The sequence below is a fragment of the Streptomyces albidus (ex Kaewkla and Franco 2022) genome, assembly GCF_013870515.1.
Classification (GTDB): Bacteria; Actinomycetota; Actinomycetes; order Streptomycetales; family Streptomycetaceae; genus Streptomyces; species Streptomyces albidus.
In genome coordinates this window covers 1-10,133 of record NZ_JACBXA010000217.1, presented here as the reverse complement: position 1 = coordinate 10,133, position 10,133 = coordinate 1, and the positions used below count along the sequence as shown (strand labels likewise).

Below are 10,133 nucleotides of genomic sequence, written 5' to 3'. Positions count from 1 at the left end.
CGCGGCAGCCGGCCCATCGAGTAGTGCGCCATGGGGCGGCGCCTGCCCTCGTAGTGGTGGTGCATGAACTCGGCCTTGTACGTGGCCATGTCGACGCCCACCGGGCAGTCGCTGCGGCAGCCCTTGCAGGACAGGCACAGGTCGAGTGCTTCGCGTACCTCCTCCGACCGCCAGCCGTCGGTGACCACCTCACCGGCGAGCATCTCGTGCAGCAGCCGCGCACGTCCGCGCGTGGAGTGCTGCTCCTCGCCGGTCGCACGGAACGACGGGCACATCACCCCCGAACCGGCGTCGGTGTTACGGCACTTGGCGACCCCGACGCAGCGGCGCACCGCGGCCGAGAAGTCACCGCCGTCGTGCGGGTATCCGAACTCCACGTCGACGGGCTCGCGCGGCAGAGGAGCGAAACGGAGGTTCTCGTCGATGCGTGCAGGCCGCACGAGCATCCCGGGGTTGAGCCCGCCCGCGGGGTCCCACAGGTCCTTGAACTCCCCGAAGAGCCCGACCATCTCCTCCCCGTACATCCTCGGCAGCAGCTCCGCCCGCGCCTGCCCGTCACCGTGCTCGCCGGAGAGCGAACCGCCGTGCGCGACGACGACGTCCGCCAGGTCCGAGGAGAAGTCACGGAAGCGCTGGATGCCCGCCGCGCCCATCAGGTCGAAGTCGATGCGCACGTGGATGCAGCCGTCGCCGAAGTGTCCGTACGGCAGCCCCCGCAGCCCGTGCTGGCGCAGCAGCGACCGGAAGTCCCGCAGATACGCGCCGAGTCGGGCGGGCGGCACGGCGCAGTCCTCCCAGCCCGGCCACGCCTCACTGCCGTCGTCCATCCGCGTCGCCGTGCCGGACGCGTCCTCGCGGATGCGCCACAGGGCGCGTTGGGCTGCCGGAGCCACGACGAGCTTGTGATCGGTCGTGCCGTCCGCCTCGGCGGCGCGGCACAGTTCACCGGCGTGCGCACGTGCCGCGGCCTCGTCGTCCCCGCCGACCTCGACGAACAACCACGCGCCGCCGCGCGGGAGATCCGTCCTGGCGGCGTCGGAGACCAGGTCGTTCGCCATGCCCTCGACGGTCAGCGGACCGAACTGCAGGAGACCTGCCGCCGCCTCGGCCGCCGCGGTCTCGTCGGCGTAACCCAGCACGGCGAGCACGCGCGCACCCGGAGTCGGCACGAGCCGCACCTTCGCGCGCGTCATCACGCCGAGCGTGCCCTCGCTCCCGGTGAACACCCTCGCCCAGTCCTCGCCCTTCTCGGGCAGCAGCTCGTCGAGGGCGTAACCGGAGATGCGGCGCGGGAGTTCGGGAAAGCCGGTGCGCAGACGCGACATCTCCCGGCTGACCAACTCCCTCGCGCTGTCCCGCAGTCGCTCCGGAACACTGTCGCCGCCGCGGCCGAGGAGCATCCTCTCGCCGCCGTAACCGAGCACGTCCAGTTCGTGCACGTTGTCGGCGGTCGTGCCCCAGGCCACCGAGTGGGAGCCGCAGGAGTTGTTGCCGATCATTCCGCCCATGGTGCAGCGGCTGTGCGTGGACGGGTCGGGGCCGAAGGTGAGGCCGTGGGACGCGGCAGCACCCCTCAGGTCGTCCAGGATCACGCCGGGCTGTACGAGGGCCGTACGCGTCCCGGGGTCGATGGACTCGATCCGGTCCATGTGACGGGTGAAGTCGAGCACGACACCGGTTCCGGTGGCCTGGCCCGCGATCGACGTGCCGGCGCCGCGCGCGAGCACGGGGACTCCGCTGTCCCGGCAGACGGAGAGCACCGCGGCGACCTCGTCGGCGTCCCTCGGCGCGACGATGCCCAGGGGCACCCTCCTGTAGTTCGAGGCGTCCATGGTGAACAGCGCGCGCGAGCCGGTGTCGAACTCGATCTCGCCGCCCGGGACGGCTTTCCGCAACGCTCTCTCCACGTCACGTGCCTGAGCCGCCGCCTGCCCCTGGTCCTCGTTCCGGTCCAGCGTCCCGTCCGTACGCGCCGGAGTGTCCCGCGCTGCATTGCGTGCCTGTGCCATGGGTCCAGCGTGCACGCTCACCGCCCCCGGACGGCACCCCCCACGTGGGCGAGCCGCGGACGCCCGGACGGCGTCTTCACACGAACGCGCTGAACGCCCGTCCCGCTGAGGGGAGTTGGCCGCACCCCGATACCCCGGTGCCCGCTGTCCGAGGCGCGATCCGGCCGATCGGAGCAGGAATGTACACTCGCTGTATGGATTGCACACGTTCAGTGAGTGGGCGCCTGCCGGTGGCCTCTCACGGACTGTGCACCGCCGACGCCGCTCACGGCCCGGACAATGCGGCCGATGCCAACGCCCAGGCGCCGAAGAACGGCTGCCGGGCGCTGCGCGGCCACGGCTAGCGATTCCCAACAGCCCCTGTACGGGGCGACGCCCGCCCCTGGATCTCGGTCCCCGTGGGCACCCGCACTTTCCCTGACGGCCTTTGACGCCGTCGGTCGCTGTGCCGCGCGGCCTGTCCGCTCGTCCGCTCGAAGACCCGGACACACACCGTCACCAGCTGCCCCCGAACCACCCGTTTTGACACAGATCATCCGGCTCCGGCCCGGCCGTCGCGCTGAGCGGCGCCCGCCGGCGACCGGCCACGCGCACCGAACCCCGAGAGGGCCTCCGTGAATCTGAGCGAACTGCTGTCCGGCCATGACCACGAGGTGCTGCGGGGCGACGCGGAGACGCAGATCACCGCCGGTGTGCACTTCGACGCCCACCGGGTCTCTCCCGGTTCGCTGTTCATCGCGGTGGCCGGGCATGCCGAGGGAGGCCCGGAGTCCGTCGGCCCGGCGCTCGCACGTGGGGCGGTGGCGGTCCTCGTCGACGACGCGGGGGGAGACGTCCCGTCCCCGACCCAGCCTTCGTTCGACGGCGCCTGCGTCGTGCGGGTGCCCAACGCCCGTACCGCCGCATCGGTCGTCACCTCCCGCTACTACGGGGAGCCGGGCCGGGAGATGGACATGGTGGCGATCACCGGGACCAACGGCAAGACGTCCGTGTCCTGCATGGTCGAGTCCGTGCTCCGGATCGCCGAGGGCGCCAGGACGGGCGTCATCGGCACAGCGGGAAGCAGGATCGGCGACGAGCTGATCCCGATGCCGAGGTCCGTGCTGAGCACGCCTGAGTCGCCGGACTTCCAGTATCTGCTGGGCTGCATGCGCGACCGGGGCGTCGGCAGCGTCGTGCTGGAGGCCACATCGATGGGCCTGCTGACGCACCGCGTCGATCACGCCTTCGTCGACGTCGGGGTCTTCACCAACCTGACCCAGGACCACCTCGACGACCACGGCACGATGGAGAACTACCGTGACGCCAAGCTCCGCCTGTTCCAGGGGCTCTGCCGCCACGCGGTCGTCAACGCGGACGACCCGGTCGGTGCCACGATTCCGGCGATGATGCCCGGCGCCACGACGACGTACGCCCTCGACGCCGAGGCCGACTACCGCGCGACCGACCTCGTCATGGACGCCTACGGCACCCGGTTCACACTGCACCACGCGGGCCACAAGTACCCGGCGGCGATCCCCGTCCCCGGCCGCTTCTCGGTGGCCAACGCGCTGGCCGCCGTCGCGGCATGCCACGTGCTGGGGCATGAACTCGACGGGCTGATCGGTGCGCTGGACCGGATCCCACCGGTCCCGGGACGGTTCGAACGCTTCGAGACGCCCCGCGGCATCTCCGTGATCGTGGACTACGCGCACTCTCCGGACTCGCTGGACAAGGTGCTGACCGCCATCCGCGGCTTCGCCCCGGCCCGTGTCATCACCGTGTTCGGCTGCGGCGGGGACCGGGACGTCACCAAGCGCGCACAGATGGGTGAGATCGCCGGAGCGCACTCCGATCTGTGCGTGCTCACCTCGGACAACCCCCGCACCGAGGACCCGGAGGGGATCCTGGACCAGATCGCCCCGGGGCTCACCGGGACCGGCACCCCGTTCGAACGTCACGCGGACCGGCGGCAGGCGATCTCCCGGGCGCTGTCCGTCGCCGACCGGGGCGATGTCGTCCTCGTCGCCGGCAGGGGCAGCGAGACGCACCAGGACGTGGGCGGGAAGCTGCTCCCCTTCGACGACATGACGACGGTGCGTGAACTGGCCGGCATGTGACCGCCGGCGCCTCGGCCGCCGGATCAGCGGCCCGGCGAGTCGCGGCAGAGCTCCTCCGGGATGCCGCGCGTCTCGATGAGGACGCCTCCCGCCACTCGCCCGCCCGCGATGGCGGCGGCCCTGAGGCAGAAGTGCACCCACATGTTGAACTGGATCTCCTTGGCCACCCGCAGACGGCTGTAGAGCAGGTCCGCCCACCGGTCCCCCGCACGCGACCAGGCCTCGGTCTCGAACTCGAGTGACCCGTCCGCGGCGCGCGCCGCGAACTGGATCTGGCCGGCCTCCAGATGGCCCTGCAGCGTGTGGAGCCTGAGCGAGGTCGCGTCGCGGTGGACCACGCGTACGGGCCCGTCCCAGGGGCCGGGCATCTGCACCCGGTACTCGTCGCCGACGCACGGCATGCCGTCCTCGCCGAGGGTCTTGTGGAAGACGGCGACGCTCGGGGCCGCCCGGTTCGGGTTCGCCAGGACGGCGTGGATCAGCTCGCCGGGGCTCATCGCGGATCCGTGGATCCGTACCCGGAAGCGGCGGTGGAACATCGGCCCCACACCGTCGTGGAGGAGCTTGCTGCGCTCGTCGACGAGCTCCGCCGGCAGCTGCGGCGGCAGGTCACTCGCGTCGCCCCGCGTCTCGCTGCGATGCAGTGCCGTGACGCGCCAGAAGTACTGCCAGGACACCAGCAGGATCCCGGCAGGGAGGCGCAGCAGGACCCCCGCCCGCCGCTTCAGTGTCGGCCCCTGTGGACGTGCTGTGCGCGATACAGCCATGACCGCTATGACACCATATGAGGAATTTGGTCATGGGATACGCCTGCCCGACAGGCGGAGCGGAGGTCGGACGTGTCACTGGGAGAGATGGTTCGGACACTCGGCCTGCGCAGCTGGCATTTCCAGTCCGCCGCACTGGGATCGGTGGCTCTGTGCACCATCCTGTGGATGCGAGCCGCAGGCCTCGACCAGGAGGAGCGCGGCAACGCCGAGCGCCGCGCGATCTTCGTCGGCCTGTGGGTCCCCACCCTGTGGCAGATCGGCGAGTCGCTGCGGGACGTCGAGTAGCGGCGACGGGGAGTGCGGAAGGAGCCCGGAACGCGGGCCGGCCGACGTCGCCGGGAGGCGTGAATGATCCGTGAGCAGCGACTGCTGAGCGACAGCGCCCTCTCAGCCCTGCGAGCCCTGGGCCGCCTGGACGTCAACTACCCCACCCGTACGGGCCGCGCCCCCACGGCCGAGGAGGGCTGGCACATCGACACCCTCCTGCGCCCGCTGCCGCCCGAGCCCGCGGGAGAACCCGTCCCCGGGGGCTCATGGGAGATCGCGTGCCGCCTGGTGCGCGACTACCAGTTCGCGGAGCCCCGCATCCTGCGCAGCATCTACGACGTCCACGAGCCGATGCCGGGACGGAACATGCTCCTCGAAGGCCGCTTCTGCGGGCTGCGCTTCGACATGGGGGTGCGGGTCACCTCCGTGATCGACGACACCCACGGCTCCGGCGAGACCGCGCGCCGCGTGTGGGGCTGGGGCTATCAGACCCTCAAGGGCCACCTCGAGGAGGGCGAGCTCACCTACGAGGTGGTCAAGCATCTGCACACCGGCGAAGTGAACTTCGTCATCACGGGCTACTCGCGGCGGGCACCCATCGCGAGCCCGCTGATCAGGTTCGGATTCCAGCTCTTCGGGCGCCTGACACAGCGGCGCTTCTACCGCAGGAGCGCACTCCGGCTGCACCGGCTGCTGGTCACCGAGCTCCGGGGCGGAGCCCCGCCCGCGACGCGCTTCCACCCGGGCGACGACAGCGTCGTGCTCGCGCCCAGCAGCTGAAGGCCGTTGCCCCCTGCCCCCTCCGGCGCACAGGGCATCAGAGCCCACAGTGGTTTAACACGCGGTGAACGGAGACTCGAACCGATGCATCCTGCAGCGCTGCTACGGATGAAGGCGGCGGCAGTTGGGAGAACAGCTCCGCCGCCGCCCCCCTCCGCGCGAGTACATGCCTCTCGCGGAGGGGGACGCCGAGGCCCCGGGGACCTGGGACGGGGCCCGCCACGTCTCACCGGGTGGACCTCACCCCGTTCCGTGTAAAGGGACGCACTAGGCTTCACCTGTGGCTGATCTCCAGATTCCCGCTGACATCAAGCCCGCCGACGGTCGATTCGGCTCGGGCCCCTCCAAGGTGCGTACGGAGGCGCTGAACGCCCTGGCTGCCACCGGTACGTCACTCCTCGGCACCTCGCACCGCCAGGCCCCGGTCAAGAACCTGGTCGGCAGCGTGCGCGAAGGCGTCAAGGAGCTGTTCCAGCTGCCGGAGGGCTACGAAGTCGTCCTCGGCAACGGCGGGTCCACCGCCTTCTGGGACATCGCGACGCACGGGCTGATCGAGTCCAGGTCCCAGCACCTCTCCTTCGGCGAGTTCTCAAGCAAGTTCGCGAAGGCCTCCAAGCAGGCGCCGTGGCTGAGTGCCCCGACGGTGATCGAGTCGACGCCGGGCACCCACCCCGAGCCCCTGGCCGAGGCGGGCACCGACGTGTACGCCTTGACCCACAACGAGACCTCGACCGGCGTGTCCATGCCCATCCAGCGCGTCGCCGGAGCCGACGACGGCGCGCTCGTGCTGGTCGACGCCACCTCGGGTGCGGGCGGTCTCCCCGTCGACGTACGTGAGAGCGACGTCTACTACTTCGCCCCGCAGAAGTCCTTCGCCTCCGACGGCGGGCTGTGGATCGGCGTCTTCTCCCCGGCCGCCATCGAGCGTGCCGAGCGCATCGCCGCCTCCGACCGGCACATCCCGGCGTTCTTCGACCTGGCGACGGCGATCGACAACTCCCGCAAGAACCAGACCTACAACACCCCGGCCCTCTCCGCGCTGTTCCTCCTCAACGACCAGCTGGAGTGGATCAACGGGCAGGGCGGGCTCGACTGGGCGGTGCGCCGTACGGCCACCTCCTCGCGCACCCTGTACGGGTGGGCGGAGGACGCCAAGTTCGCGACCCCCTTCGTGGCCGACCCGAAGCAGCGCTCCCAGGTCGTCGGCACCATCGACTTCAACGAGGACATCGACGCCGCGGCAGTCGCCAAGGTGCTGCGCGCCAACGGCATCGTGGACACCGAGCCGTACCGCAAGCTCGGGCGCAACCAGCTGCGCGTCGCGATGTTCCCGGCGGTCGAGCCTTCGGACGTCGAGGCGCTGACACGCTGCGTGGACTACGTCATCGAGAACCTGTAACCCTCGCACGGCACGTACGCACGAAGCGGGCCCGGATGCACGGCATCCGGGCCCGCTTCGTTGCGTCCCGCCGGGGGCCGCCCTCCGGCTCCATCAGCCGCGGCGACGGAAGATCCGCCGCAGCCCCATCCACAGGACGACGGCCGCGGCGAAGGTCGCTCCGCCCACCACGACGTTCCTGTCGTCGAGCTTGCCGTCGGCCCCGCCGGCCTCACCGCCGCCCTGCTTGCCGTCGCCGCCCGCGCCGTCCCCCGCCTCGACCGTCTCGGGCAGCAGCTCTCCGTCCAGCTCCAGCGGATCGACGGAGCTCGACTTGCCCTCCGAGCCGCACATCAGCGTGCGGCCGTCCGTCGTGAAGGTCACCGACTCGCCCTGCCCGGCCATGGGCACGCTCACCGGACGGTCGAGCGGCTCAGGCTTGCCGTCCCGCCACCTGAACATCTCCCCGCCGAAGTAGCCGCGCAGCACCAGGCGGGTGCCGTCGGGCGAGAAGGCGCCGTCGGTCGCCCAGACCTCCGTACGGGCGATGCGCCGGAAGGTGTTCACGCCCGAAGGTGACAGCTGCTCCGGGCCCGCGTAGATGCCGCCCTTCTTCTCCTGGCTCTTGCTGGCGATGTAGACCCGTCCGCTCTTCGGATGCACCATCAGCGACTCGGCATCACGCGGCCCGTCGGCGTAGCGCACGGTGTAGCGGGTGGGCGTGACCGTCACGTCGCGCAACCGGTCCGGCTCCTTGAAGCGGTAGATCCACACCTCGCTCCAGCCGCCGCCGAGGTTGTCGCCGATGTCGCCGACGTACACGTCGCCGCCCGGGCCGATCGAGATCCCCTCCACGTCCCGGGGGTCGATGCCCTGGAGGGTGACTGTCGCGACGGTCTTGCCGGTGGCCGAGTCCACGGCGTAGACGTACGGCCCGTCGTCGGAGTCGTTGTGCGTCCAGTAGACCCCCTTGTGCGTACGGCTCGCCGCGAGCCCGCTGGACTCGGTGATGCGGGGACTCTCGATACGGAAGGACTCGGGCCCCTCGTCGTCGGAGGCGGCGACGGCGCCGGGAGCGCCCGTCAGAGACCCGAGCGCGACAAGACCCACGACTCCCACAGCCGCGACGCCGCGGCGAACAGGCACAGACATGGCCCCAGTCTCCCGCACCCCGCCCCGGGGCCTTGCTTCGAGCCCACTCCAACGGCTTGGCTGCCGGACATGGAGTACACGAAGCTTGGCCGCACCGGCCTCAAGGTCAGCCGGATCGTCCTCGGGACGATGAACTTCGGGCCGCAGACCGACGAGGCCGGCAGCCACTCGATAATGGACACCGCACACGCCGCGGGCATCAACTTCTTCGACACCGCCAACGTGTACGGCTGGGGCGAGAACAAGGGCCGCACCGAGGAGATCCTCGGAAGCTGGTTCGCCCAGGGCGGCGGCCGGCGCGAGAGGACCGTACTGGCCACCAAGGTCTTCGGGAACATGGGCTCCGAGGGCGAGCGCTGGCCCAACCAGGACCGGCTCTCCGCGCTGAACATCCGCCGCGCCGTCGACGCCAGCCTCAAGCGGCTGCAGACGGACTACATCGACCTCTACCAGTTCCACCACGTCGACCGGGGCACGCCGTGGGACGAGATCTGGCAGGCGATCGACGTCCTCGTCCAGCAGGGCAAGATCCTTTACGTCGGCTCCTCCAACCACGCCGGCTGGCACATCGCGCAGGCCAACGAGAAGGCGGCGCAGCGCGGCACGTACGGCCTGGTCAGCGAGCAGTGCCTCTACAACCTCGCCGAACGCCGCGCCGAGATGGACGTGATCCCCGCCGCTCAGGACTACGGCCTGGGCGTCATCCCCTGGTCACCGCTGCACGGCGGGCTGCTGGGCGGCGCGATCCGCAAGGAGACGGAGGGCGGCGCCGGGCGCAGCGCGTCCGGACGGTCCGCGGACGCTCTGAAGAACACGAAGGTGCGCGATCAGATCCAGCGGTACGAGGACCTGCTCGGCAAGCACGGCCTGGAGCCGGGCGAGGTGGCCCTCGCATGGCTGCTCACACGGCCGGGAGTGACCGGCCCGATCGTCGGGCCGCGCACCTCGGAGCAGCTCGAGTCGGCGCTGCGCGCGGTGGAACTCAAGCTCGGAGACGAGCTGTTGGAGTCCCTCGACGAGATCTTCCCCGGGCCCGGGCCGACTCCTGAGGCGTTCGCCTGGTAGCCGGACCGGTCTCGGAACCAGTCACGGGCGCGGCCTGGGCCGCACCGGCCCAGGCCGCGCCCGGGGCCTGAACGAGGGCCCCAGGGGGCGTCCGTGTGCCCTAGGGGGTGTCCGCAAAGTAGCGTCGTCCGCCTTCCAGGCGGGGGGCGCGGGGTCTGGTGCGTGCGATCGCAAGGCGGAGGAGGAGAGCGCAGCGGGCTGCGCAGACGATCGACAACGCTGGGAGCGTGCGTGCCAGGCCCCGCGCCCCAGGCGGGACTTTGCGGACACCCCCTAGGCGCCGAGTGCGGCCGCGACGGCCACCACGATGAGCATCAGCACGAGCACACCGCTGACGATGCGGGTCCTTGTCTTGGTATTCACCCCTCCACCGTAACGGGGTCCTTCACCCGCCCAGCGGCCAGGCCGCGATCTGCTCGTAGCGGGGCTGCTCGCCGGGCACGCCCCCCTCGGGAAGGTTGCTGCGTACGAGCGCGAGTTCGCCGGCGGTCCACGGCTCGCCCCTGAAGGGGCCGAGAGCCTCGACGTACGGGCGCAGGTCGACGGTCTCCTCGGCGGATCGACGGGCGCGGGCGACGGTCAGGTGGGCCTGGAAGCGGCGGGGGTCGTCGAG

At 71.0% G+C, this 10,133-nt stretch carries 10 protein-coding genes; 6 read left to right on the top strand and 4 right to left on the bottom strand.

What is annotated here, in order from left to right:
• On the bottom strand, positions 1 to 2,009 hold a 2,009-nt coding region (locus tag H5J26_RS24160; RefSeq protein ID WP_181768063.1), incomplete at its 3' end, for an FAD-binding and (Fe-S)-binding domain-containing protein.
• A 194-nt stretch (positions 2,010 to 2,203) separates the two neighbouring features.
• On the opposite strand from H5J26_RS24160, the gene H5J26_RS24155 reads away from it, so the two are divergent.
• The gene (locus H5J26_RS24155; protein ID WP_181768062.1) at positions 2,204 to 2,353 is read left to right on the top strand and encodes a hypothetical protein; all 150 of its coding nucleotides are present in this window, start codon (positions 2,204 to 2,206) and stop codon (positions 2,351 to 2,353) included.
• 270 nt (positions 2,354 to 2,623) lie between these two features.
• Positions 2,624 to 4,108 carry a UDP-N-acetylmuramoyl-L-alanyl-D-glutamate--2,6-diaminopimelate ligase gene (locus H5J26_RS24150; protein ID WP_181768061.1) on the top strand — a complete coding sequence of 495 codons (1,485 nt, stop codon included), beginning with the start codon at positions 2,624 to 2,626 and terminating at the stop codon, positions 4,106 to 4,108.
• Positions 4,109 to 4,131: 23 nt separating this feature from the next.
• Here H5J26_RS24150 and H5J26_RS24145 read toward each other — a convergent pair whose 3' ends face one another.
• Positions 4,132 to 4,875 (bottom strand): DUF1990 family protein, encoded by a 744-nt coding sequence (locus tag H5J26_RS24145; RefSeq protein WP_181768060.1) that lies wholly within the window; start codon positions 4,873 to 4,875, stop codon positions 4,132 to 4,134.
• Between the two features lie 87 nt (positions 4,876 to 4,962).
• Here H5J26_RS24145 and H5J26_RS24140 point away from each other — a divergent pair, with 87 nt between their 5' ends.
• The 3 genes from H5J26_RS24140 (at position 4,963) to serC (ending at position 7,324) form a co-directional block, all read left to right on the top strand.
• Positions 4,963 to 5,163 carry a hypothetical protein gene (locus H5J26_RS24140; RefSeq protein WP_181768059.1) on the top strand — a complete coding sequence of 67 codons (201 nt, stop codon included), beginning with the start codon at positions 4,963 to 4,965 and terminating at the stop codon, positions 5,161 to 5,163.
• Between the two features lie 63 nt (positions 5,164 to 5,226).
• Positions 5,227 to 5,925 carry a DUF1990 family protein gene (locus H5J26_RS24135; RefSeq protein WP_181768058.1) on the top strand — a complete coding sequence of 233 codons (699 nt, stop codon included), beginning with the start codon at positions 5,227 to 5,229 and terminating at the stop codon, positions 5,923 to 5,925.
• 280 nt (positions 5,926 to 6,205) lie between these two features.
• Complete coding sequence (gene serC / locus H5J26_RS24130) at positions 6,206 to 7,324, top strand: phosphoserine transaminase (RefSeq protein WP_181768057.1); 1,119 nt, start codon at positions 6,206 to 6,208, stop codon at positions 7,322 to 7,324.
• 93 nt (positions 7,325 to 7,417) lie between these two features.
• Here the strand turns inward: serC and H5J26_RS24125 are convergent, their stop codons facing one another.
• Positions 7,418 to 8,455 (bottom strand): hypothetical protein, encoded by a 1,038-nt coding sequence (locus H5J26_RS24125; protein ID WP_235981028.1) that lies wholly within the window; start codon positions 8,453 to 8,455, stop codon positions 7,418 to 7,420.
• Between the two features lie 69 nt (positions 8,456 to 8,524).
• Here H5J26_RS24125 and H5J26_RS24120 point away from each other — a divergent pair, with 69 nt between their 5' ends.
• Positions 8,525 to 9,520 carry an aldo/keto reductase gene (locus H5J26_RS24120; RefSeq protein ID WP_181768056.1) on the top strand — a complete coding sequence of 332 codons (996 nt, stop codon included), beginning with the start codon at positions 8,525 to 8,527 and terminating at the stop codon, positions 9,518 to 9,520.
• A gap of 385 nt (positions 9,521 to 9,905) precedes the next feature.
• On the opposite strand, the gene H5J26_RS24115 is transcribed toward H5J26_RS24120, so the two are convergent.
• Positions 9,906 to 10,133 (bottom strand): 2'-5' RNA ligase family protein (locus tag H5J26_RS24115; RefSeq protein WP_419183844.1); only part of this gene is annotated, 228 nt, incomplete at its 5' end.

Coding starts and splice junctions, on each gene's coding strand:
- H5J26_RS24155 (WP_181768062.1), top strand. CDS start 2,204: ATGGATTGCACACGTTCAGTGAGTGGGCGCCTGCCGGTGGCCTCTCAC.
- H5J26_RS24145 (WP_181768060.1), bottom strand. CDS start 4,875: ATGGCTGTATCGCGCACAGCACGTCCACAGGGGCCGACACTGAAGCGG.
- H5J26_RS24140 (WP_181768059.1), top strand. CDS start 4,963: ATGGTTCGGACACTCGGCCTGCGCAGCTGGCATTTCCAGTCCGCCGCA.
- H5J26_RS24135 (WP_181768058.1), top strand. CDS start 5,227: ATGATCCGTGAGCAGCGACTGCTGAGCGACAGCGCCCTCTCAGCCCTG.
- H5J26_RS24125 (WP_235981028.1), bottom strand. CDS start 8,455: ATGTCTGTGCCTGTTCGCCGCGGCGTCGCGGCTGTGGGAGTCGTGGGT.
- H5J26_RS24120 (WP_181768056.1), top strand. CDS start 8,525: ATGGAGTACACGAAGCTTGGCCGCACCGGCCTCAAGGTCAGCCGGATC.